The 22388-nt window shown below is 66.9% G+C and carries 20 protein-coding genes and 3 pseudogenes; 11 read left to right on the forward strand and 12 right to left on the reverse strand.

What is annotated here, in order from left to right:
- Positions 1-4: 4 nt before the first annotated feature.
- On the reverse strand, positions 5-847 hold the full coding sequence (locus BL254_RS11605) for an alkaline phosphatase family protein (protein WP_139342275.1): 843 nt from the start codon (positions 845-847) through the stop codon (positions 5-7).
- Between the two features lie 344 nt (positions 848-1191).
- Here BL254_RS11605 and BL254_RS28330 point away from each other — a divergent pair.
- Positions 1192-1376 (forward strand): annotated as a pseudogene (locus BL254_RS28330) (IS5/IS1182 family transposase); the annotation flags it as partial.
- A gap of 215 nt (positions 1377-1591) precedes the next feature.
- On the opposite strand, the gene BL254_RS11610 reads toward BL254_RS28330, so the two are convergent.
- From BL254_RS11610 to BL254_RS11620, 3 genes are all read right to left on the reverse strand, one after another.
- Entirely contained in the window at positions 1592-1894 is a 303-nt protein-coding gene (locus tag BL254_RS11610; protein WP_047221772.1) for a hypothetical protein, read from the reverse strand.
- Positions 1895-2024: 130 nt separating this feature from the next.
- Positions 2025-3113 carry an iron-containing redox enzyme family protein gene (locus tag BL254_RS11615; protein WP_083730999.1) on the reverse strand — a complete coding sequence of 363 codons (1089 nt, stop codon included), beginning with the start codon at positions 3111-3113 and terminating at the stop codon, positions 2025-2027.
- On the reverse strand, positions 3110-3835 hold the full coding sequence (locus tag BL254_RS11620; RefSeq protein WP_047221771.1) for a class I SAM-dependent methyltransferase: 726 nt from the start codon (positions 3833-3835) through the stop codon (positions 3110-3112). The genes BL254_RS11615 and BL254_RS11620 overlap by 4 nt, the downstream gene beginning before the upstream one ends.
- 838 nt (positions 3836-4673) lie before the next feature.
- Here BL254_RS11620 and BL254_RS11625 point away from each other — a divergent pair.
- Positions 4674-5990, forward strand: a complete 1317-nt coding sequence (locus BL254_RS11625) for a mechanosensitive ion channel family protein (RefSeq protein WP_047221770.1) — start codon at positions 4674-4676, stop codon at positions 5988-5990.
- A 132-nt stretch (positions 5991-6122) separates the two neighbouring features.
- Here the strand turns inward: BL254_RS11625 and BL254_RS29400 are convergent.
- Together BL254_RS29400 and BL254_RS11635 are read right to left on the reverse strand one after the other, a co-directional pair.
- Positions 6123-6224: pseudogene (locus BL254_RS29400) on the reverse strand (polyketide cyclase); the annotation flags it as partial.
- 209 nt (positions 6225-6433) lie between these two features.
- The gene (locus BL254_RS11635) at positions 6434-7228 is read right to left on the reverse strand and encodes a methyltransferase domain-containing protein (protein ID WP_175648353.1); all 795 of its coding nucleotides are present in this window, start codon (positions 7226-7228) and stop codon (positions 6434-6436) included.
- 196 nt (positions 7229-7424) lie between these two features.
- Between BL254_RS11635 and BL254_RS11640 the strand changes: the two genes are divergently transcribed.
- From BL254_RS11640 to BL254_RS11655, 4 genes are all read left to right on the forward strand, one after another.
- Positions 7425-7724: a type II toxin-antitoxin system Phd/YefM family antitoxin gene (locus BL254_RS11640; RefSeq protein WP_047221768.1), complete on the forward strand. Its 300-nt coding sequence runs from the start codon at positions 7425-7427 to the stop codon at positions 7722-7724.
- The gene (locus BL254_RS11645; protein ID WP_047221767.1) at positions 7721-8008 is read left to right on the forward strand and encodes a type II toxin-antitoxin system RelE/ParE family toxin; all 288 of its coding nucleotides are present in this window, start codon (positions 7721-7723) and stop codon (positions 8006-8008) included. The genes BL254_RS11640 and BL254_RS11645 overlap by 4 nt, the downstream gene beginning before the upstream one ends.
- A 152-nt stretch (positions 8009-8160) precedes the next feature.
- Positions 8161-8712, forward strand: a complete 552-nt coding sequence (locus BL254_RS11650; RefSeq protein WP_175648354.1) for a TetR/AcrR family transcriptional regulator — start codon at positions 8161-8163, stop codon at positions 8710-8712.
- A gap of 272 nt (positions 8713-8984) precedes the next feature.
- Positions 8985-9464 carry a DUF3592 domain-containing protein gene (locus tag BL254_RS11655; protein ID WP_047221765.1) on the forward strand — a complete coding sequence of 160 codons (480 nt, stop codon included), beginning with the start codon at positions 8985-8987 and terminating at the stop codon, positions 9462-9464.
- Positions 9465-10333: 869 nt separating this feature from the next.
- Here the strand turns inward: BL254_RS11655 and BL254_RS11665 are convergent.
- A complete protein-coding gene (locus BL254_RS11665; RefSeq protein WP_083731000.1) occupies positions 10334-11353 on the reverse strand; it encodes an AraC family transcriptional regulator in 1020 nt (339 codons plus the stop codon).
- Positions 11354-11438: 85 nt separating this feature from the next.
- On the opposite strand from BL254_RS11665, the gene BL254_RS11670 reads away from it, so the two are divergent.
- From BL254_RS11670 to BL254_RS11680, 3 genes are all read left to right on the forward strand, one after another.
- On the forward strand, positions 11439-12107 hold the full coding sequence (locus BL254_RS11670) for a peroxiredoxin-like family protein (RefSeq protein ID WP_047221764.1): 669 nt from the start codon (positions 11439-11441) through the stop codon (positions 12105-12107).
- A gap of 35 nt (positions 12108-12142) precedes the next feature.
- Positions 12143-12574 carry a TIGR03618 family F420-dependent PPOX class oxidoreductase gene (locus BL254_RS11675; RefSeq protein ID WP_047221763.1) on the forward strand — a complete coding sequence of 144 codons (432 nt, stop codon included), beginning with the start codon at positions 12143-12145 and terminating at the stop codon, positions 12572-12574.
- A gap of 515 nt (positions 12575-13089) precedes the next feature.
- Positions 13090-13947 (forward strand): LLM class flavin-dependent oxidoreductase, encoded by an 858-nt coding sequence (locus BL254_RS11680; RefSeq protein ID WP_076843304.1) that lies wholly within the window; start codon positions 13090-13092, stop codon positions 13945-13947.
- A 165-nt stretch (positions 13948-14112) separates the two neighbouring features.
- Here the strand turns inward: BL254_RS11680 and BL254_RS11685 are convergent, their stop codons facing one another.
- The gene (locus tag BL254_RS11685; RefSeq protein WP_076843305.1) at positions 14113-14904 is read right to left on the reverse strand and encodes an alpha/beta fold hydrolase; all 792 of its coding nucleotides are present in this window, start codon (positions 14902-14904) and stop codon (positions 14113-14115) included.
- Positions 14905-15596: 692 nt separating this feature from the next.
- On the opposite strand from BL254_RS11685, the gene BL254_RS11690 reads away from it, so the two are divergent.
- Complete coding sequence (locus tag BL254_RS11690; RefSeq protein ID WP_083731006.1) at positions 15597-16295, forward strand: PhoU domain-containing protein; 699 nt, start codon at positions 15597-15599, stop codon at positions 16293-16295.
- A 302-nt stretch (positions 16296-16597) separates the two neighbouring features.
- Here BL254_RS11690 and BL254_RS11695 read toward each other — a convergent pair whose 3' ends face one another.
- The 3 genes from BL254_RS11695 to BL254_RS11705 form a co-directional block, all read right to left on the reverse strand.
- Entirely contained in the window at positions 16598-16846 is a 249-nt protein-coding gene (locus BL254_RS11695) for a hypothetical protein (RefSeq protein ID WP_076843306.1), read from the reverse strand.
- Positions 16847-17269: 423 nt separating this feature from the next.
- Entirely contained in the window at positions 17270-17905 is a 636-nt protein-coding gene (locus tag BL254_RS11700) for a CoA transferase subunit B (RefSeq protein WP_076843307.1), read from the reverse strand.
- A complete protein-coding gene (locus tag BL254_RS11705) occupies positions 17895-18641 on the reverse strand; it encodes a CoA transferase subunit A (protein ID WP_047221759.1) in 747 nt (248 codons plus the stop codon). The genes BL254_RS11700 and BL254_RS11705 overlap by 11 nt, the downstream gene beginning before the upstream one ends.
- A 966-nt stretch (positions 18642-19607) precedes the next feature.
- Between BL254_RS11705 and BL254_RS11710 the strand changes: the two genes are divergently transcribed.
- Positions 19608-21569: an NAD(P)/FAD-dependent oxidoreductase gene (locus tag BL254_RS11710; protein WP_047221853.1), complete on the forward strand. Its 1962-nt coding sequence runs from the start codon at positions 19608-19610 to the stop codon at positions 21567-21569.
- 121 nt (positions 21570-21690) lie between these two features.
- Here the strand turns inward: BL254_RS11710 and BL254_RS11715 are convergent.
- Positions 21691-22388: pseudogene (locus tag BL254_RS11715) on the reverse strand (acetyl-CoA acetyltransferase); the annotation flags it as partial.

Below are 22388 nucleotides of genomic sequence, written 5' to 3' on the forward strand. Positions count from 1 at the left end.
GACGCTAGCTCCAGATGCCGGTGATGTCCGACGCACTGGCGGCGCTACCCGCGTGTGTCGTCAGACCGGCCAGGTCCTCCAGGGTGCRCAGCAGGTTGTAGTGGTTGTAGGTCGTCGACGAGGAGCTGCCCGCGGTGACGTGCTGCCCGTAGAGCACCGTGGGGATGTGGTTGCCGTTGAGGCTGTTGTCCTCGTCGAAGGTCACGATGAGCAGGCTGTTGTGGGTCGTGGCCCAGGTGGCATAGGCGCCGAGGTTGTTCTGCAGCCAGGTGTCACCGGTACTCACGGAGCAGTCGTGCATGTCGTTGCACAGGTTCGGGACGACGAACGATATCTTCGGCAGAGTCGAGTAGTTGGTCGGGAACTGGGCGAACGTGTAGGCGGTGTTCGTCGGCACGTTGCTGAACCCGAACCAGGGGTTGTGCTTCCGCGCGTACTTCGTGCTGCTGTTGCTGCAGACCGTCGAACCCTGGGAGGGCAGGCCCTCGTTGTAGCTGCCCCAGGCGAGACCGGCCGCGATCAGCTCGGAGCCGAGGTTGGCGGCGCTGCTGAACCCCGGCGTGTAGCAGCTGTCGCTGGTGATGCCCTGGGTTCCCCCGGAGAAGAGCGCCATGTAGTTGGGCTGGCTGGGGTGGGTGATGGCGTACGACGCGGTGAGGTTCGCGCCGCCGGTCTTCAGTGAGTTGATGTAGGGAGCGCTGGAGCTGCCGATCACCTGGGAGTAGGCGTGGTTCTCGAGCACCACGACGACGACGTGGTCGGGTGTGGGGAGCGCCGCGGCGTGCGCGGGCTCTGCGCTCCACACACCAATCGACGCGACGGCCAGAACGACGGCGGCACCGAGCATGCTCAGCAGCCAGCGCGGACGCCGGACAGCAACGGCAGGGGACACGGGCGGACCTCCAGAATGGGCCAGGGGGAAAGCAGCGCCTGACTGGGGAGCGAAGCCAGGGTAGTGACGTTCCGCATCATCGTCAGTGCACCGGCAGCGACGGCTCAGCAAACAGGAGATGTCAAATTCCCCGCCTGCCCGGACTCGTTCTCGAGGGATGACCCGCCGGCTACCACGGGAAACGCTTAGACGAGTAAGAGTGACCGGCAATAGGCGCGGGTCCAGGAGATCGACATGCGAGCAGGCGCGGAACCTGGCGATCGTCGGATCATCACAGTCCGTGAGCACTGGAGGATCTCATGCCCGCCGTCCCATCATCCTTGCTCGGCCCGATCTGGAGCCGGTTCGAGGCCCTGCTGACCCGCACACCAGCGGACCGCCGCCCGAGTCCGGCCCCGCCCACCCGCCAGGCTGCCACCGCCGCCGCATCCCCGACCGGGCCGTCTTCGGGTACGTGCTGGACGCCCTCGTGCCCGGCCCGGGCGTGGTCACCAACCGGTCCGGCTCCGAAGGCCCTCCTCACGTCGTGGTCCGGGGACCGGCAGGTCGTTCAGGCCGTTGTCGGCTCGCCCGGGTGACATGGGTGAGCCGGGCCGTGAGGGCGCGGCCGAGGCCCGGGTACCGCGGGCACCGACAGCACGGGCTCGGCACCATGAGCCTCGGCAGCGGCGGCATGCTCCGGCAGCGACGGAACGGGTCTCAGGCTGGGACGAGCTCGGCGTGGCGGTCGAAATGACGGTGGGCCGCCACCGCCGTGGTGAAGGCCGAGGCGAACTCGGCGGTTTCGGAGTCGGTGGCCGTGTGTCCCGCCAGGCTCAGAGTCACCACGCCGCGGTCGTCGACGAGGCGGCCATCAAAGGATGTCACGTCGAGCTCCCTGGGCTGGACGAAGTTCGGCACCCGCCGCGGACTCAGGATGACCAGCCGGGTGCGGCCAGCCCCGGCGCCGACGGGCTGACGGCGGCCGTCGGGCGCGCCCGCGCGGGCACCACCCGTCCCCACCGCTCTCCCTTGGCCGCCGGGACCAAAACACATCCGGAACACATCCGGCCGCGGGACGGCACAAGAAGAAGACGACCAAGAAGACGACCCCAGACGAACCTGCCGAGCAACCGCTGTTCATCGCCGCGGATCAGATCAGGGACGATTCCCCTCTCTCCCAGGCAGTCATGATCGCCTCGGCGGCGCGGGCCTCGACGGCCATCGCCGCCCGCGCGCCGAAGAGCAGGCCGGCAGCGAGGCCGGGTTCGGCCCGCACGAGGCCGGTGGCGAGGGCGTCGGCGGCGACCGTCTGGTGGTGGGCGTCCGCCACGACGTGCGTGTCGAAGAACAGACGGGCGGCCGGGGGCAGGCCGTGGCGGCGCAGGGCGGCGCTGTAGGCACTCATCGGCCCGACCGAGGTCATCTCGAACACGGCGAGATGACCGACGAGCGCGGCCCGGTGTTCGCGGTGCAGGCCGAAGAAGGACGGCACGTTGACGGTGGCGAGCGTGGTGGCCGGGACACGGTCGAGGTAGGCCCCGTACGCAGGGTCCAGTCCCAGGGCGCGCAGGGTGAGGCCGAAGAGGGTCTGGTGCATGTCCCGTTGGGCGCCGTGACCGTACTCGTCGGTCTGGATCTCGACCAGCGCGGCCTTCGCCGCGCCGGCCAGCCGGGGAATCGCCCACGAGTGCGGATCTGCTTCCTTGAGCTGGAGCAGGGAACGGTGGACGGCGAACTCACGGAACTGGCCCAGCGAACCGCGTTCGGCGAGATACCCCGACAGTGACGGGCCGCTGGGAGCGTCGACGATGCGGCGCAGCGCGCCCGCGATCCCGTCCGTGAGGAGGTCGCCCGGCTCGGTGCCGGGGGTGGCGAGGCCCACGTCCTCCCGCAGCCGGGCCAGGAGATCGCGCTCCAGGAGCCGGCGCAGTCCCAGCAGCGACGGCTCCCACTCCCAGCCGTCCGCCACATCGGCAAACCCGCGGTAGTGCAGCTCGTACAGGCAGTACAGGGCGAGGGCGGCGTCCTCACCGAACAGGGCGTCATCGTCGGCCGCGGGCACCCTGTCCACGGCATGGACCGGCCCGGCCAGAGCGGTGGTCAGAACGGCGCTGAGGGTGCCCCGCGGGCGCGGCAGAGGGCTCGGCCCGAGCTCGGCCGGGCTGAGAACGTCGCCGTAGTCGGCACCGTTCGGCCCGCGGAAGGTCGTGGTCACGGGCCGGGAGCGGGAGGCGGTCATGCCGGCACCGCCGCGGCGCCCGCGCTCAGCACCTGGGCCAGAACCACCGAGTCCCTCCCGGGCGGGTACGCACGGCTATGGTCACGGATCCAGGTGACACCGGCGAGCAGGTAGCCCTCCTGGTGGAAGAATGCCTGCCCGGCGGCGGCAAGGGACTGGATGCGCCGCCACACCTCGGGGTCGCGGCAGTAGGGGCCGAACCTGATCGGGCGCGTCACCCAGTCCACCACCCGGTACCCACAGCGGGTCGCCTCCGCCAGGACGCCGAGCGGATCGGAGATCGAGGCGACCATCACCATCACCAGGTCGAAGGAGCAGCCCAGAATCCGGCAGGTCACTTCGGCTCCTCGCGCCCCGCCGTACAGGTCGGGAGCACCCGGCCGCCGCGGCTGCCCCGGCAGGTACGGGGGGTTGGCGACCACGCAGCGCTCCGTTGCCCCGCTGGCGTAGCGGAAGAAGTCCCCGAACTGGACGGTGTAGTTCACCGGCCCCTTCAGCTCCGTCAGCCGGCGGGCTGACCGGAACGCGTCGGGGTCGCGCTCAAATCCACGGACCCGTGCCAACGTCTCCGATCGGCCGACGGCCTCCAGCAGCGGGATCCCGGTACCCGCCCCCAGCTCTGCCACACCGGCGGCGGTGTAGGGACTCAGCTGTGCGCAGGACAACAGGCGCTCGACGCACCACGAATAGAAACTCGACTCCACCGGGTCGTAGAAAGCCATGTCGCTCCTGCCGTAGGTCGACCGGAGGCGGGCCGGCCCGGGCGGAACGGGCCACAGGGCCGCAGGCACCGCCGCCGCTGTGCGCTCACGGCCAAGTACCCGCCCGGCTCCGCCTTAACCGGGCGCCAACGCCGGGACGCGCGTGCACGGCGCCCAACTCCCYGCCGGCCGGAGTGCCGAGGCGTACGTCAACGGCCAGAGCGGCTGGCATGCGGGCGATCGACGTCCCTGTCCCGGCAGGGAGATGAAGGTCGCTCGCCCCCTCCGCCGCTCCTCGATCGTCACCGTGAGCAGGGCCGATGGGGCGAACACCGTGGCCTGCGGCACCGGAACCGCGCTACCGGACCGGCACCGACCGCTCTCCGCTCAACCCGTGTCATCGCGGACTCTCCTTCATTCCTTCATTCCTTCATTCCTCCATGCCTCCCGCCGACGTCGCGCTCCGGTGTCCCGGCGCCGGCGTGCAGCGGAAACGGCTCGTCGCATAGCTGGAGAAACTCGGCCCGAAAGCCACCGTCGAATCTCGACCGTAAATCTTCCGGTGGAGGCGTCCTTCAAAGTCGTTCTGAGGCGTCCGAAGCCGCCGGTTACCGGCCATTAAGATCACCGATAATCGGCGAATGCGACAGCGCCCGACAGACCCTCCTGCCGCGCTCGGGATCGAGAGCGCGGAGCCAGATCAACCTCGCTCGAGAAGGAATTCATGATACTTCCGAATGTGACGGATCTCTCACGTTATAACGCCCCACTGCGGGAAGGCATCCCTGGACACAGGCGCGTCGCTCGGGGCAAGGCGCYGCCCGGGCTACCGCTACCAGACTGATCCGAGGAGTCCGGTGTGGTCATTCGCCACGCAGCCGAGATGTCCCTACCCGAGGCTGATTCGACACCCGCCGTGCTGATCGTGCTGGCCATGGCCGCCGTGCTCGGCTACACGGTTGCGCTGGTCGTCGACCGGACAGCCCGCCGGGTCGGGCGCCGTTCGGCAGCCGCCGCCGACCTGGCCCAGCGCGGCCGACGCCCGGCCCACCTCACCCTCGTCATCCTCGCCCTGCTTGTCGCGCTGAACGCCATGCCCGAACAGAACTGGACCGGGGCCATCGTCCGGCTGCTCGGCCTGGCCTTTATCGGCGGCGTCTCCTGGCTGGTGGCGGTGCTCACCTTCCTCCTCGAGGATCTTGCCCTGGCTCGCTACCGGATGGACATCGCCGACAACCGGCACGCCCGCCGGGTGCGTACACAGGTGACCCTGCTGCGTCGCATCACGGTGGTCGTCATCACCGTCATAGCCGTGGCCTCGATGCTGATGACGTTCCCCAGCGTGCGCATTGCCGGTGCCAGCATCGTCGCGTCCGCCGGAATCGTCGGCATCCTCGCCGGGCTGGCCGCACAGACCTCGCTGGCGAACGTGTTCGCCGGGCTGCAGCTCGCCTTCACCGACGCCATACGGGTGGACGACGTGGTCGTCGTGGAGAAGGAATGGGGACGCATCGAGGAGATCACACTGACCTACGTGGTAGTCCACATCTGGGACGACCGACGCATGATTCTGCCATCGACATACTTCACCACCGTGCCGTTCCAGAACTGGACGCGTCGGGAGGCGGCCGTGCTCGGCGTGGTCGAGCTGGACCTGGACTGGTCGGTGCCGGTGGAGGAGATGCGGGCGGAGATGCACCGGATCCTGGACGCCACCGCCCTGTGGGACGGCCGGGTCTCGGTGCTCCAGGTAACCGACGCGGTCGGCGGATGCGTGCGGGTCCGGGTGCTGGTCAGCGGTAGCGACGGACCGACCGTGTTCGACCTGCGCTGCCACGTCCGGGAGTTGCTCGTGCGATGGCTGCGACAACGGCACCCGGCGGCGCTGCCAAGGACACGGCTCGAACACGAGCGGAGCGGCCCGGCGTGGGACGGCGAGCATGACGGCCACGGGAAGGGGGTGTACGGGCCGGCGCAGCGGCGCGAATCCGACCCGACCACTGCCAGGGTCGCGGCCGCCGATCCGGCCACCACCAGTACGGGGATGGACCTCCCCGCGCATCCCGAGGAAGCTCACCCCGACGCCCGCCTGTTCGGGGGCAGTCCGGATGCGGCCGAGCGCTCCCGGGCGTTCAGCGAGACCGGTGAGAACGGCTCACGCAGGCCGCCGTCCTAGAGGGAAAAGCCCTCTCCTCGGTCGGCGAGCCGGGCCCTGACTGACCCCGTCGAGGGTCAGAACCCGGTAAGGGTGATCTTCATCGCGCCTGCGGCTTTCGGCGACCCCGGCGAGTTGCCTGGTGACCGAGCCTCAGCCTTCGAAGAAGCCGAGTTCCTCGTGACGGGCGCGGGCGGCGGGATCACCATGGCGGACGATGACCCGGTAGTCCATATCCTCTGGATGATCGCTCAGGACGGCTGGACCATCGAGGTGGCCGAAGCCCGGCCCCGGTCGGCCACCGACCACGACGGCCTCGACATCACGATCCACGACGCGGTCCCGCGCGCCCGCCGAGACGACACCCACGACCGCCCGGACCCGGCCCTCCGCTGTCAGGCACGCGGCCGACTTCGACGCCATCACTGTCAACGGCGGCCAGGGGAGTGGGCAACCGCGTCAGGTCACCCGCGTCCCACGAGATGGAACACCCGGCTGAGCTGCCGGTAGGGATCACGCCGGCTGGCTTCGAGTTCCACCTCGGCGATCCTGGTCAGCTCGTCCTCGTCCTCGTCCTCGTCCTCGTCCTCGTCGAGGGTCGTCCAGTCGGTGAACAGCCACACGCCATACCAGGCCAGCGGGCGGACTCCGTGATCAGCGAACAGGACGGAGAGTTCCTCGACGGTGTCGGCCCGCGTGTCCAGGCCCAGCACGCCGCGTTCCCCGCGGGCGTGGAAGGCGGCCTGTGCGTCGTCCCACCGACGCTCCAGCGCGGGGCGGACGGCGAGGGTCGCCGCGTTGAGTGCCATCACCGAGACGATGCCGTCCACGTCGGTGCACGCGCACAGGGCCTCGATCATCGGGGTCGGGTCGGGCAGGTACATCAACACGCCGTGGCACAGCACGGCGGCAAACCGTCGGCCCCGGGTCAGCGAGGGCGCCTCCTCGCCGCTTCCCAGTATCAGCCGGACACGATCGCGGACGTCGGCTGGCTCGGCGGCCAGCCGCCGCTCCGCGGCGGCAAGCATCGCCTCGGACGCGTCGAGCAGGACAACCTCATAGCCCAGCCGGGCCAGCGGAAACGACTGGTGCCCGGCGCCCCCGCCCACGTCGAGCACGGCCGCCGGCGGCGGCGGCAGGTGATCCATCAGGTGGCGGTGCAGGACATACGTGCGCACCCGGCCCTTCACCGTCGCGTACGCGCCCTCGACGAACCGGTCCGTCAGGCCAGCCCAGACATCCTCGGTCACGGCAACCATCCTGCCCGTACCCACCCGAAGCGACGACGCCCGGTCCGGCCGCTTCGCCAGATTCCCCGGCCTCGACTGTGACGACCGCCGCCTCGACTACCCGCACGCCGACGAGCTCGCGGACAGGCGCGAGAGCGCGGTCCACACGCACGCCGTGCCAGCAATCTGCCTTTAGTTCGCGCCAGTTCCTGGTACGCTCGACGCTATGACCGTCATGCCGTTCACCGATGCGCGCAACCGCCTGTCGGAGCTCATCGACGAGGTGGAGCGGACCCATGAGCGGGTGGAGATCACCCGTCATGGGCACGCCGTGGCGGTCCTCATCTCCCCCGATGACCTCGCGGCGCTGGAGGAGACACTGGATGTGCTGGCGAGCCGGGAGGCGATGCGGCAGCTCGCGGAGTCCCGAGACGCGGTCGAAGCCGGCGACGTGCTCGATGCCGAGGAGCTCACCGCGCTCATGGTGAAACGGGCGCGGAGCGCCGAGCGGCCTCGCGCGACATGAGTGAGACCGGCGAGCCGTTCAAACTTCTGATCACCGGCCCCGCGGCACGCGCTCTCGCCGGCAGACCGCCCGAGAAGATCGCGGCGGCCGTCCACGAGTTCATCACGACCACGCTCCTGAACAACCCCCACCGGCTCGGCAAACGCCTCCTGCTCCCACCGTACGAGGGCACCTGGTCCGCCCGGCGCGGCAGCTACCGGGTGTTGTACGAGATCGATGAGGAGAACCGTACCGTTACCGTAACCGCCGTCGAACATCGGTCCGACGCGTACCGCTCACGCTGACCGAGAGACCCGACGAGGATATTGGGACCCCTGCTGTCACATGCGCCCATTAAGTCCTCGGTTCGGAGGGCTGAGCGTCGTCGCTGCTCTCGGCTGGCCGTGCCGGCTCGATCGGCTGCCGGTGCGTTCAGTGGCCGGGGATGGCGCCGGTCGTGGTGAGGGACTCGGCGGTTTCGATGATGGTGGTCGGCACGTCGCGGGAGCTCGGAGTCAGCTCGGGCGCGCCGTACCACCACTTCACCGACCGTGCGGCGCTGTTCGCGGCGATTGTCGTCGACGGACACGACCTGCTGTTCACCCGGCTCGACGCCGCTCGGGCCGGCGGTTCCGACGCCGTCGCCGCGTTACGCGACCTGCTCGTGGCCTACGCCGGCTTCGCCGCCGACCATTCCGCGCACATGCGCGTGATGCTGCGCCCCGAACTCGCCGAGCCAGCCGCGCACCCGGAGGTGACGGCGGCAGGAGCACGTCCGATCGAGCTGCTACGGTCGACCGTCCTGGCCGCGCAGGACGAAGGCGCTGTTCCTCCCGGCGACCCGGAGCCCGTGCTGCAGATGTTCTGGTCGCTGGCGGTCGGCTATGTGACGCTGTGGCTCGACGGCCCCGTCGAGGCCCGCTGCACCACTCTCGGCACGACCCCCGACGAGATGAGCCGCCGTGTCGCGTCGACCGTCGAGGAACTGCTGCGACGACCGCGAGCGTAATCCGGGCGCGAGGACACCTGCCATCGTGGGTCCGCTCATGGGAGACGGTGACACCCCGGCCATGGCCCCGCCGCGACAGCTTCACCGGACCGGGCGATCCGCTCCCCGTCTCACGCCGCACCATCGAGACCACCCACGGCAGCGCCACGGAAGGCATACCCGCAACGGATCAGTTACCTTGCATGGGGGTGTTTGCGCCGTTCCGTAGCCGCGGGGAAAAACACCGGCTCACGCCGGGTCCGGACAGGCGATGTGGAGGGGCGGGCGATCGCGTGGAGCTCCTGTCGGCCGCATGGGCCGTCACCGGCCTCGCCGAGCCGCACGTGTCGCTGGCCGGCGGCACCGAAGGCGGGACGGAGAGCCGCTGGGGGTTGGGCATCGGGGGTGTTCTGCTCTTGGCCTGGGCCGTCGAGCAGCTCTGGCGCCTGCAACGCCGGCTCGTGAGCCGGCTGACCGGCCGTGTGGCCCAGGGCGTCGTCGTCGACGTCGACAGGAAGGAACACGGTGACGACGTGACCTTCTACCGGCCGAAGGTGGAGTACGTCACCCGCGACGGCACCCGCCACGTCGGTTGGGCCCGGTCGGCGACGGAACGCAACTACCGGGTAGGGCGGCGGGTACTCGTCCACCACGAGGCCGACCCGACGGTGTTCTCCGTCGGATCGACCGGACGCGATGTGGGACGGTTCGTCTGGGCCGGGATGTGGGCCGCCGCCGGGATCTACTGTCTCGTCACCGCGCTGTCCCCGTGACGCGGGACCGGGTCCGGACCGGAGACGTTCACGCTGCCCGGCCGCCCGGATCCCCWCGAAGGGTGACCACAAGGGGCAACCTGATGGACCTGACGTGTCACACGATGTCGTACGCGCCGCCGATCCCGGACCGGCCGACCGCCTAGCTGATCACCAGGAGTTTCCGAGGACGACGCTCTGGATCAGACTGCTCTCCAGGAAGGCGGCCTCGTCGACATCCTGACTCACGTGGTCGTCCCTGCGACGGTCGTTTCAGGGACGGGTCTCGTTCGTGATCGCCGAGAACTGCGGGGGTGCGGACGGCTGAACGATGTCCGCCCTGGCCTGCGCGATGATCTCCTGAGCGTGCCGCTCGATCTCCTCGGGGCCGAGACCAAGAGCCGTACCGATAAGGAACCCGCAAACGACGTGATCGCATCGGCCGCGCGGTCCTGCGACGTGCGCATCCGCGCGAAGAGGACCCGTTCATTGGGGACCCGTACGTGGGGGCGGCCACTGCCACCCCCACCGGCGCGGCGCGCCTGATTCTGATCATCAGCGGAGGGGCTCATGGTACTCATACTCGGGGCTCCACCCACAGTGTCAGGTAGCTACCGGAAGAGCGACGAATCCGGTTACCGGCGTCCAGCGCCGTAGCCCTGCCGCCCGAGATCGGAACCCCGGTTCCTGAGTCGAAAATGGCCTCAGGGTGAAGGTGGCCCCGCCCCGCATCAGGCCTGCACAAGGGTGATGGTGCGGCCGGCGGGGCTTGTCGTGGTGGTGATGGCCGTGCGTTCGGTGATGTCGGGGCGAGGATGCGGCTGACCGGCAGGCCGAACAGCAGGACGAGCGCGCCGGCGGCGGGGCCTGTCCGCCCCGGTCAACGACGGTCAGAGGGCGGCGGGAACGGCCTGGTGACGGTCGGGATGCTGGTCCTGTAGGGGAAGCCGCCGCCCTGAGGGAGCCCGGGCCGTCGTCGCGCGGGTCCTCGCCCGGTAGCGCCCGGGCGGCTGGCCGCGGGCACGGCTGAAAGCCCGGGAGAACGCATACTCGCTGGTGTATCCGATGTCGGCGGCGATCGCGGCGATCGGGTCGTCGGTTTCCCGCAGACGTTGCGCGGCCAGGTCCATACGCCACCGGGTCAGGTAGGTCAGCGGCGGTTCGCCGACAAGCTCACCGAAACGCCGGGTCAGCGTCGCGCGGGAGACGTGCACCGCGGCGGCCAGCGCCTCGAGGTTCCACGGCCGCTGCGGCTGGTCGTGCAGCAACGCGAGCACCCGCGCGACGACGGGGTCACGCAGTGCGCGCAACCACGACGCCTCACCGTCGGGCTGTGTACGCAGCCAGGCGCGCACGACATGCACGAGCAGGACATCGATCAGCCGGCCGACGGCGGCACGCGATCCGGGTGGATTGCCGCCCAGCTCGAAGCGCAGCAGGTGCAGCGTCGCGGCGACCGCCCCGTCATCACCGGGAAGGGCGGTGGACAGGTGCAGGACACCGGGCAACAGCGACAACAGCGGCTGGGCGACCTCGTGATCATAATCGTAGGCGGCGCACAGGATATGCGTGGCAGCCCCGTCACCGGACAGCTCGATCATCCCCTCGGGTGTGCGCGGCCCCGCCCTGGTGACCTGCTCCAGTGATATCGCCGGTGTGTCCGGGCCGCTGGAAAGCGTGTGCGGGAGGTTGGTCGGCAGCAGCACCACGTCGCCGGGCAGCAGCTGCCGAGGCGGCGTGTCGGCGGTGCGCAGCCAGCACGATCCCGCCAGGACGCTATGGAAAGTGGCACCGGGCTGCGGATCGACCGCCACCCCCCACGGCGCATGGGCGAGGAGCTGGGCAAGCACGGCACCCGAGACACGCGCAAGATCGAGGACGTCGGTCAGCGGGTCCACGACATCAACCATAGCGCGAACACCGTGAGCCTATCGGACAAGAAACCGCCACCATCGGGCATTCATCCGCTTATCCGCTCGGTCTAGCGTGACAGGCATGTCGACCACCTCCACCCCCGCCACGTCCTTGACCGATGCGGCCGTGCGGCTACGCGCCCAGCTTCGCGACCAGTTCGGTGACGCGCTCGACCCGTTCGACGCGGAAGCCGACATGCTGGCTACCCGTAGCATCGCTGCCGGCGCACCCGCCGTCGGCGCACCCGCGCCCGACTTCACCCTGCCCGACGTCCACGGCGCGGACGTCACGCTGAGCACCCTGCTGGCCAGGGGCCCGATCGTGGTCGTGTTCTACCGCGGCGCCTGGTGCCCCTACTGCAACCTGCAGCTCAACGCCTTCCAGACGGCGCTGGACGACATCGAGGCCGCCGGCGCGACGCTCGTGGCCATCTCCCCGCAGACACCCGACAGTTCACTGACGTTCACCGAACAGCAGCAGCTGCGCTTCACCGTCCTCAGCGACGTCCACAACACGGTGGCCCGGGCCTACGGCCTGGTCTTCCGGCAGGCCGACGCCCCGACCGCGATGCAGAAACAGCTCGGCATCGACCTCGAACAGGTCAACGGCGACGACAGCCACGAACTGCCGGCAGCCTCCACGTTCGTGATCGACACCGAGGGGACCGTCCGTTTCGCCGCGGTCTCCAGCGACTACCGGTGGCGCGTCGGACCCGACGAGGTCCTCACCGTCCTGCGTGAGACGAGATAGCCATCCTCCGCCATCCAGGCACAGCCGGGAATCCTATGACATCCACCGACCACCCCACGATCCCGATTCCCACGGACATCCGGGCGCTCCTGGACGCGCCCAACTACGTGCACCTTTCCACCCTGCGGGCAGACGGTTCCCCCCGTAACCAAGTCGTGTGGGTCGGGCTTGAAGGCGATCACGTGCTCGTGTGCACCGCCGACTGGTCATGGAAGGCAAAGGATATGCGCCGCGACCCTCGGGTGGGCCTGTCCGTCGTGGACATGGCGGACCCATATCGTATGGCCACGCTCAAGGGACGGGTCGTCGAGAAACGCCGTGACAAAGACTGCCGGTACATGGATCCGATCAGCGTCAAATACACCAATCTATCCTTCCCCAGCCGCGGCCCCGACCGTATCTGCTTCGTGATCGCGATCGAAAGAGCCGTTCAGCACACGCTCGGCTTCGTCCACAACCCCAGCTGACAAGCGTTTCTCCGTATCCCACGGTGGCCTGTTACGTCGCGGGAAAGCAAGACATGGCGGACCCTGTCTGAATGTTGCTCAGACCGTCAGGATGAGCTCGGTGAAGGYAGCCGATACCAGCAGTCGCAGTCTGGTGCCGACGCCGAGTTCGTGGTGGCCACGGCGGGGACTGACTGTTGCATTCGCCGATCACAGCCGATCTGCACCGTAGATCTTCCCGCCGGACGCGCCCATGCGCCCCGATCAATGGGTTACCAGCCGCCCGGAGCCGCGTCGGGGACGCCTCGGCGCCGGAAGACTTGCAGTCAAGATCTACCGGTGCACGCGAATGCACCAGTCCCCCCTTTTGCTGCTTGCTGAGTTGAACCTGGAGACCGGTTGTGCATGCGGTCACCGCCAGCTACGCTGGCGCCAGCGTCCCCACGGATATTGTGGATGACGGATGATTGCCCGGTCGCGCACAAAATGTCCGGTGCCGGAAAGTACCCGAAATCGCCAGAGTGGGAGCACGGGARATGGACGTCTCGATCGGGTTGCCCTCCACCATTCCCGGCGTCGAAGGCAGTCAGATCCTCGAGTGGGCCAAACGGGCGGACCGCTCCGTATTCTTGTCACTCGGCGTCATCGACCGTCTCGTCTACCCCAATGACGAGCCTCTGATCACGCTTGCGGCCGCAGCGGCGGTGACTGAGCGGATCAAACTCCTGACCGCCATCGCGATTCTTCCGTACCGGGTCAATGCGGCGTTGTTCGCCAAGCAGGCCGCAAGTATCCAGCATCTTTCCGGCAACCGGTTGGTGCTGGGTCTCGGCCTGGGCGGTCGGGAGGACGACTACCAGGCCGGCGGCGTTCCTTTTACTGGCCGGGGACGACGATTCGAAAAGATGCTGGTGGACACGCTTGAAATCTGGTCCGGTGAGCCGCGCGGCGACGCGGGGGCGATCGGGCCCACCCCACCGGCTCGTCCCGGGTTGCTGATCGGAGGCCAGTCACCGAGGTCCTTCCAGCGGGCCGCCGAGCACGCGGACGGATGGATCGCGGGTGGGGCGCCGCCGGAGGCGTTCGGGCCGGCCGCCGCGCAGGCGAAGGCTGCGTGGGAAGCCCGCGGCCGCAAGGACCGGCCACGGCTGGCGGCACTCGGTTACTTCTCCCTGGGGCCGGAGGCACGCGCACATGCTGAGAGCTACCTCCGGCACTATTACGCGTTCGCCGGAGCGTACGCCGAACAGGTGGTGGCGGGTGCGCTGACCGACGGCAGGGCGGTCCGCGACGCTGTCGCCGCCTTCGCCGATGCGGGGTGCGACGAGTTGGTGCTGCTCCCGTGCAACCCGGAACCCGGCCAGGWCGACCTTCTGGCCGACGCGGTCAGGTAGGCCCAACGGAAGGAAGGTCATTCGGCCGCTCAGATCCGGTCCGACACGGGGCCGAGGGATTCACGCACCTTTGGTCACCTAACAAAGCCCTACTAGTTGTGGATCAGTCATCATGCCGAGGTCCTGGGGAAGGCACGGCGCGGAAATGAGCGCGACCGAGCAGCGCTACGCCCCGCTCACGCGGGCGTTCACCCTGGCAACTGCGTCCAGCACGGCGGCGGCGAACAGGTCGGGATGGACCACCGGAAAATCATGATCGGCTGCTACCGGGATGACATGTGCCCCGAGCTGGTCGGCCAGTTGCCGTTGCAAGGCGGGGCGGCACAGCGTGTCGTTGTCGGTCAGCAGCACGACTGACGGCACGTTTCGGAGCGGTTGAACACGTCCGCGCAGATCGTGGCGTTGCACGGCACGGCCTATGGCCAGGACGGCGGCCAGTGGGGTACGGGTTAGTTCGGCGTGCAGCCACGRCCATCGGTTGACCACATCAGTCCCGCTGCGCCGATTGGCTCCGAAGTAGCGCGCGGGCAGCGAGTTTCCCCGGTTGAGGCGAGCCAGCGGGGCTGCCGTCGCAAGAGCGGTCCACAACAGGCGGTCGCGGCGGTTCTGCCGGTAGTTCAGCGCGCAAGCTGCCAGGACCAGGCCCGCGACCCGCTGCGGATGAGCCAACGCCATATGCGTTCCCACCAAGCCGCCGAGGGAGAATCCGCACACGATCACACGGTCGATATTCAGGACGTCGAGCACCGCTATGACGTCTTCGGCGCAGTCGGCGATGGAGAACTCCCCGGCGATCGGCAGTCCGCGTCCGTGGCCACGCTGGTCCAGGCCGACAATCGGATGCCGCTGGGACAGCGGTGGCATCAACCCGAAGAAATTGACGTCCAGCGACYAGGTCCACCCGTGCAGCAGCAACACCGGCAGTACACCGTCCCGGTCGGCCCGGGTCTGCCGCACGAAAACCTCCCCGCGGCCGGGGACTTGCAACATACGACCGGGCGGCAGCTCGGGACGCCACCCCTGTATGTGTGAGCGCGATGCGCGGGCCGGTCGGAGGAAGCCTGCCGTGCGCCGCGCCACACGGACACGGGTTGTCTGCATACTCGAAATTTACATGCAATCAGCTTGCGATCAGCGGCAGGGTGTCTCGCCCTGCTGGCTGGTTCACAGCGGTGGACGGATCTCGTGTCCACGTCCCGTGGAGACCTCCCAAGCCTGTCGCCGGGAAACTTTGTCGGACGCTATGACGTCATGCGAAGCTGCAGTTGACCACACCTCCCCGTCTTCGCTGTTCTCGCAAGAAGACCGGCTGAGAAGAGTAGTTCTCGGGAATCCTGAAGAGCCGTCAGCCCGCCTCTGGGTGGGGCGGCCAGCGGAACCCATTTTGGATCTTGTTCTGATGTTGGACGAACACGGGTTTCAGCACTCGGCGTGTCGACGGTCCAGCTTGGGAGCTGCCATACCGGGCGGGGCTATTTCTGAAGTGGTTCTCAGGGATTATTTCTTACCGGACCTGCAGCGACGGCCGGCTCCAGGGTCCGACCGTCGTCCATCTCGCACGGCCTCGTACGGTGTGCCGGTAAATTTTACACGACATATTAACGAGTTTTACATGGAATATTGACGGGTGGATGGTGGACGATGCCGGCATGGACGTTCCCGGACCGCGCCGGTGGGAGTACACCGCAGAACTGCACCGGCTCCGATTCATGCTGAGCTCGCTCGCCACACAGGCCTGCGAGATCATCCTTGGCGCGACCGCCGCGGTGACCGAACAGGCCGACACCGTCTGCGTGCACCTCTCCGTGGCCCGTCTGCGCGGCACCTGCCAGGAGGCGAACAACGACCTGGTCACGCTGTTGGCCCGCCAAGCCCCGGTCGCCGGGGACCTGCAGCTGGTCATAGCCGGACAGCGGATCACCCTGGCCGTGCAACGGATGGCCGAACTCGCCGACCACATTGCCACCACCGCCGACCGTCGGGCCCCCGCCCAGGTGCTCCCCGCCGACCTGTGTCCCAGCCTTACCCGGATGGGCCGGCTATGCTCCGAACAGGCCTGCGGCCTCGCCACTGCGATTCACGCCGACGACACGGCCACGGCTGTCCGCCAGCTCACCGCAGGCGACGATCCCATCGACCGGATCCACCGGGAGCTGATGGCCACGGTGACCGACTCGGGTTGGTCCCACGGCATGCACAGGGCCGTGGATCTCACCCTGCTGTCCCGCTACTACGAGCGGTACGCCGATCAAGTCGTCAATGCCGCCCAATCCCTCGCCCGCGCCCACTGGGTGCTACCGCTGCCGGACAACCGGGTGTCCGCGCACACCGTCCAGAGATCGGCGTAGGTTCCGGTCGGTCGRCCAGTCACGAGGCCCGAGCCCACACAGCCGGTGTCGTCATCAAGCGGAGCGCCATGATGTCTGGACTGATAACAGCCGCAGCCGTTGTCCTCGTGCTGGCATTGTTCCTTCTCGCTCTCTTCGGTTCCGAGAGGCGGTACCAAAGGAACTCTCCGGAGCAGAACGGAAGCCGACATCTCGAACGATAATCGGTCAATCCCGTACTTCTACTGCCTCGGCCGGGCCAAGAAGGAGAACTGTACACAGTCGACAGTCTTGATCGCTGACGTCGAGGTGGCCGTCGCGGACTACTGGTCCCGCATCCAGCTCACCGAAACTCGCATCGCGGCCATCCGCGAACAGGYCATGGCCGAGCCGGTGAAGCGGCAGCACAGCAACCGGACCAAACTCGACTGCTGCTCTGCGCCAACGCGCATCGGCTGTACCTCAGCGCTCCGCCTGACGTACGCCGACAGCTCAACCAAGCCGTCTTCGCCCGCCTCTGGATCATGGATGACCAGGTGCAGGGCGCGGATCTCACCGAAGGCTTCGTTCACCTCCTCGCCCCTGATCTTGCCGCACGGCTGACGGAGGCGAAGAACGACGAAGACGCGAAGATCGAAATCCGTCCCCGCCTCGGTAGGGGCCGGAGACGATCATCCGGCGCGCAGAGCGCTGACCTGAAACTGGTGCGGCCCAGGGACGTCATACAGCGCCCGAACGGCCCACTTCCCGCCGATCCGACGAACCCCGGACCCAACCGGGACCGGGGTTCAAACGTGACCGTTTTGGTGTCCGAGGGAGACTCACCCCATTCGTACATGATCGGCCTTCGTGAGGTCTTCGACCTCACACTCGTGGGCACGGCACATGTAGGGCTTTGTTAGGTGACTGAAGGTGCGTGAATCTTTCGTTCTGGTAACGGGTTGTAGGGGTGGTGGCAGGTGTGGCAGGCGCCGGTCCAGACGTTGAGCTCAGTCCTAATAGAGCGCGACGGCGAAGTCGGGTTCGGTGGCGGCACGGACGTCGTCGACGGTCACGCTTGGCGCGAGCTCGCRCAGGACGAGTCCTGAGGGCTCGATATCGAATACGGCGAGGTCGGTGATGACGCGCTGGATGCACGCGCGTCCTGTGTAGGGCAGCGAACACTCGTATACGATCTTGGGTGAGCCGTCTTTGGCGGTATGCTCCATCATCACGATCGAGCGCTTGGCCCCGTGCACAAGATCCATCGCGCCGCCCATCCCCTTGACCATCTTTCCGGGGATCATCCAATTGGCCAGGTCGCCCTTCTCCGACACCTGCATGGCGCCGAGGATGGCGACGTCGATGTGACCACCGCGGATCATTCCGAACGACGTCGCGCTGTCGAAGTACGAGCCGCCTTTGTTGAGGGTGACGGTCTCCTTACCGGCGTTGATGAGGTCGGGGTCGACGGTGTCCTCGGTCGGATATGGCCCGACGCCGAGTATGCCGTTCTCGGACTGCAGCACGACGTGTATGCCGTCCGGCACGTAATTGGGTACCAGGGTAGGCAGACCGATCCCGAGGTTGACATACTGCCCATCCGTGAGCTCGAGAGCGACCCGTRCTGCCAGCTCATTCCTAGACAACACGGACGGTCCTCCGCTCGATCCGCTTCTCCACAGACACCTGTACCACGCGCTGCACGAAGATCCCCGGAGTGTGCACCAGGGCCGGGTCTAGGTCGCCGGGCTTCACGATCTCCTCGACCTCCGCGATCGTCACGCGACCCGCAGCGGCGCAGAGTGGGTTGAAGTTCTGCGCTGACTTCTCATAGACGAGGTTGCCGTGCCGATCGCCGTAGCGAGCGTGCACGAGAGCGTAGTCGCAGACAATCGCGTGCTCCAGCGCGTACTCCACGCCGTCGAAGGTGCGGACTTCCTTGGGCTCCGACGCCTTCGCCGTAGCACCCGACCCGTCGTAGCGGAGAGGAAGCCCTCCGAGTGCAACCTGTGTCCCGACGCCACTGGGAGTGAAGAAAGCGGGGATGCCCGCGCCACCGGCGCGGAGTCGCTCGGCGAGCGTGCCCTGCGGGACCAGTTCGACCTCGAGCTCGCCGGACAGGAACTGCCGCTCGAACTCCTTGTTCTCTCCGACGTAGGAGCCCGTGGTGCGGCTGATCCGTTTGGCTCGCAGAAGCGAGCCCAGTCCCCACTCATCAACGCCACAGTTGTTGGAGACCGTCTTGAGGTCGTCGACCCCGGTCTCCAACAGTGCCTCGATGAGGGCCTGTGGGATACCACAGAGCCCGAACCCGCCGACGGCCAGCGATGATCCCCTGACGATATCTGCCACTGCTTCGGCAGCGCTATTGACGATCTTGTCCACTGCTCCCCCTTCGACCCCTAACTCTAGTTAGAAAATAGCGCCTTGCAAGCGTGTCTTGTGGTGCGAAGGGGTATCGGGATCATTGGATCAAAACGAAAATAGAATAAATGGAAGATATCGTAGATCAACATCTACTGAGGGTAGTGGTTCATAGACTGATGTCGCTCGGCTTATTTTGATCATTCTGCTGTCACGGGGTAGTGGTGGATGGTGGCAGGTCCGGGGTGGTGGGGGCGGGCTGGCCGGACTTCTGTAGTCGTTGCGTCGGCCATATTTGATCTTGCAGGGGCGAGGGCGGGGCAGGGGCGGGTTGAGTCGTTCGGTGATCTCGGCGTGGATCCGGGGTAACGCGGTGTGCCAGTCCTAGAACGAAAATCAACGTGAGGCTGGGCAGACGGACCTGACCCGTGGCCTGGCGTCGTGGGTTGGGCGGGGTGTCCGGTTGGTCGGGACGGTGTGTCAGGCCGTGGTCGCCGCATCCTGGGGATGAGGGTGACTCGGAGGCCGAGGCGCTCGAGGCGCCGGATGTGGCTGGCGATCTGCTTGCGGGTGTCCTTGTGCCGCTCGTGGTGGTCGGCGCCGAGGTCGTGATATCGGGAGTCCGAGTCGTTGACCAGGTGCCAGATGGTGATCAGGATCGAGCGGGACACCGCGACGATGACTTTCTGGGACCCCCGGTTGGCGCGGATGCGCCGGTAGCGGGCGCCTAGAACGTCTGGGTCCTGGCCTGCGAGAGCACGGCCTGGCCAAGTGCGCCGGCTAAAGATCAATAGACGGTGTGTTCGAAGGGGAGCGGCAGCGCTGAAGCCCTGCCGCAAGGTTGCTCATGGTTGCCGATGGGGTCGATCTGACGACCGGGTGTGAGTTGCTTGCCTTGAGATAGTATCTAAACTAAATTAGAACAGACGAAGTCCCGCATGGACCGTCGCTGGCGGCAGGTGGCCTGCTGCCATGGAAGGAGAGATGATGTCGGTCGCTGGGGCCCGCACCCACATCGATCCTGTGGCGCTGCACGAGGCTTTGGGCGTGGCCAACATTCCGACGCTGGTACCGCTGCTGGTGCAGCTCACCGGCGACCGCAAGTGGACACGCCCACCCTACCGGCCGACTCGTGCCCGTGGTACGGACGACCACGATGACGGCGGCCTTCCCCCCGCGGTGCAACAGGAAATCCGCTCAGAGGTCGAACGGGCAGTGCTGGACTGGGCTGCGGGAGCACCGGTCGCGATACCCGCTCCCACTGGTCGGCAGTTACTGGAATTACTCGAGCTGTGTGTCGCCGAGGAGGTTCCCGAGGAGTTCGAGGCGATGACAGCCGAGCAGATGGGATTCCGACCCAGGCCTGCGCCGGTGCCATTCGTCGCCAGCAACGAATTCCGCGTGATCGTCGTCGGTGCTGGCATCTCGGGCATGACCGCCGCCAAGCATCTCCAGGACACCGGGATCGCCTACACGGTTATCGAGAAGAACGCCAACGTGGGCGGCACGTGGATCGAGAACCGCTACCCGGGTTGCGGAGTCGACACCCCGAGCTACCTCTATTCTCTCTCGTTTTTCCCGCGCGCGTGGAGTATGCACTTCGGCAAGCGCTCGGAGCTTGAGGAATATCTGGACGGACTCGCCACGCATTTCGATCTTCATAAGAAGATCCGCTTCGAGACCATGGTGGTGGCAGCGTCCTGGGACGATGACGCGGAACTGTGGACAGTCATCGTCCAGGACGCGGCTGGCACGAAAGAGGAGCTGACCGCAAACGTCCTCATCTCGGCTGTCGGTCAGCTGAACATTCCGAAAATCCCACAGCTCGAGGGGGCGAAGCGGTTCAAGGGACCGGTGTTTCACTCGGCGCGCTGGCCTGAGGGTCTGGACCTGACTGGCAAACGTGTCGCCGTCATCGGGACTGGCGCGAGCGCCATGCAGATCATCCCCGCCATTGCCGACACGGTGGGAGCTCTCGACGTCTACCAGCGCTCGCCGCAGTGGGTGTCGCCGAACAGCAACTACTTCCGATCGGTCGATGAGCGGATGCACTGGCTCATGGACAATGTGCCGTTTTACCGCTCCTGGTATCGCTCCAAGCTCGCCTGGGCCTACAACGACCGGATCCACGCGTCACTGCAGAAGGACCCTACGTGGCCGCATCCGGAACGGTCCCTGAACGCCGTCAATGACTCACACCGCAAGTTCTTCACGGCATACCTGATGAGGGAGCTCGAAGGTAGGCCCGACCTTGTGGAGAAGGCATTGCCGGACTATCCGCCATTCGGAAAGCGGATGCTGCTGGACAACGGATGGTTCGCCGCACTGAAGAAGCCTCAGGTCGAGCTCATCACGGCTGGGGTCGCGGCGCTGACGGAGACGGAAGTTGTCACGGTCCATGGGGAGAAGCGGCCCGCGGACATCGTGGTCCTCGCCACGGGTTTCGAGGCCCACAACCCCATCCGCTACCAGGCCACCGGCGTGAATGGACAAGTGCTTCAGGATCTGTGGGGAGCAGACGATGCTCGCGCGTATCTGGGCATCACAACGCCAGGTTTCCCGAACCTGTTCTTCATGTACGGGCCGAACACCAACCTCGGCCACGGCGGCAGCTTCATCTACTTGGCGGAAAGCCAGATCAACTACATCATCGATGCCCTGCAACACATGCTCTGCGAGGGCATCAGCTCCCTTGAGTGCAGGCAGGAGGTCAGTGACCGGTACAACCAGGAACTTGACGAGGCGCATGAGCGGATGGTGTGGACGCACCAGGGTATGGACACGTGGTACCGCAACTCCAAAGGCCGCGTGGTGACCGCAATGCCCTGGCGTGTTGTCGACTACTGGACGATGACGCGCTCAGTTAACCTGGACGACTATATGCTGCGTGAGAATGGTCGGATTATCAAACGACTAAAATCGGCCAGACACCCACCTGAACACGAGTAACTGGCGGTGTGCCGCGACCGCCCTCGGCTGTCGCGGCACGCGCTGTCATAGGAGATCCGGTGTTAGCGCCTGTCTGCTGCTCTGTTCGGCGTGACTTGGAGCATGGTCGTATAGACGGTGCTCATGGGCGTTCCGTCCCGACGATGGATACGAACGATACACACTCGCCGGGGCCTCCGCCGAGATTGTGGGTCAAGCCCATAGTTTTTCCCGTGCTGGGAATGCTCCGCTCCTCCGGAGCTTCACCACGAAGCTGCAGCCAGCACTCATAGAGCATGCGAAGCCCTGACGCCCCCACAGGATGACCGAATGCCTTCAGTCCGCCGTCGGGGTTGACCGGTAGTGTGCCGTCCAGGTCGAACGCCCCAGCCAGAACGTCCTTCCATGCGGTTCCGCGGGGGGCGAAGCCGAGATCCTCCATGAGGACGAGTTCGGTGACGGTGAAGCAGTCGTGCACCTCGGCCATCGCGATCTGAGCCCGAGGATCGGACACGCCCGCCTGGCGGTAGGCTTCCTTTGCGGATGCCTCGACCTCCGGGAAGGTCGTGAAGTCGTAGTTTGGGTCGATGTTACCGTCTGCCGCACCGGACACGAAGGACAACGCCTTCACGAACAGGGGGCGCTTGGTGTAGCGGTACGCGTCCTCGGCCCGTACTACGATCGCTGCCGCTGCCCCATCCGATACCCCGGAGCAGTCGAATACGCCGAGGTTTCCGGCGACCAGAGGGGAACGGGCGATGGTTGTCCTGGCCACTTCTTTTCGGAACTGGGCCCGTGGGTTCCGGGAACCGTTCTTGTGGTTTTTCCAGGCGATCCGAG

Origin of the sequence: Protofrankia sp. BMG5.30, assembly GCF_001983005.1 — a bacterium.
Classification (GTDB): domain Bacteria; phylum Actinomycetota; class Actinomycetes; order Frankiales; family Frankiaceae; genus Protofrankia; species Protofrankia coriariae.

What these genes read in the sequence shown, in the direction of transcription:
- BL254_RS11615 (WP_083730999.1), bottom strand. Translation starts at nt 3,113, where the DNA reads ATGACCGCCTCCCGCTCCCGGCCCGTGACCACGACCTTCCGCGGGCCG.
- BL254_RS11620 (WP_047221771.1), bottom strand. Translation starts at nt 3,835, where the DNA reads ATGGCTTTCTACGACCCGGTGGAGTCGAGTTTCTATTCGTGGTGCGTC.
- BL254_RS11635 (WP_175648353.1), bottom strand. Translation starts at nt 7,228, where the DNA reads ATGGTTGCCGTGACCGAGGATGTCTGGGCTGGCCTGACGGACCGGTTC.
- BL254_RS11640 (WP_047221768.1), top strand. Translation starts at nt 7,425, where the DNA reads ATGACCGTCATGCCGTTCACCGATGCGCGCAACCGCCTGTCGGAGCTC.
- BL254_RS11645 (WP_047221767.1), top strand. Translation starts at nt 7,721, where the DNA reads ATGAGTGAGACCGGCGAGCCGTTCAAACTTCTGATCACCGGCCCCGCG.
- BL254_RS11665 (WP_083731000.1), bottom strand. Translation starts at nt 11,353, where the DNA reads ATGGTTGATGTCGTGGACCCGCTGACCGACGTCCTCGATCTTGCGCGT.
- BL254_RS11670 (WP_047221764.1), top strand. Translation starts at nt 11,439, where the DNA reads ATGTCGACCACCTCCACCCCCGCCACGTCCTTGACCGATGCGGCCGTG.
- BL254_RS11675 (WP_047221763.1), top strand. Translation starts at nt 12,143, where the DNA reads ATGACATCCACCGACCACCCCACGATCCCGATTCCCACGGACATCCGG.
- BL254_RS11690 (WP_083731006.1), top strand. Translation starts at nt 15,597, where the DNA reads ATGGACGTTCCCGGACCGCGCCGGTGGGAGTACACCGCAGAACTGCAC.
- BL254_RS11710 (WP_047221853.1), top strand. Translation starts at nt 19,608, where the DNA reads ATGTCGGTCGCTGGGGCCCGCACCCACATCGATCCTGTGGCGCTGCAC.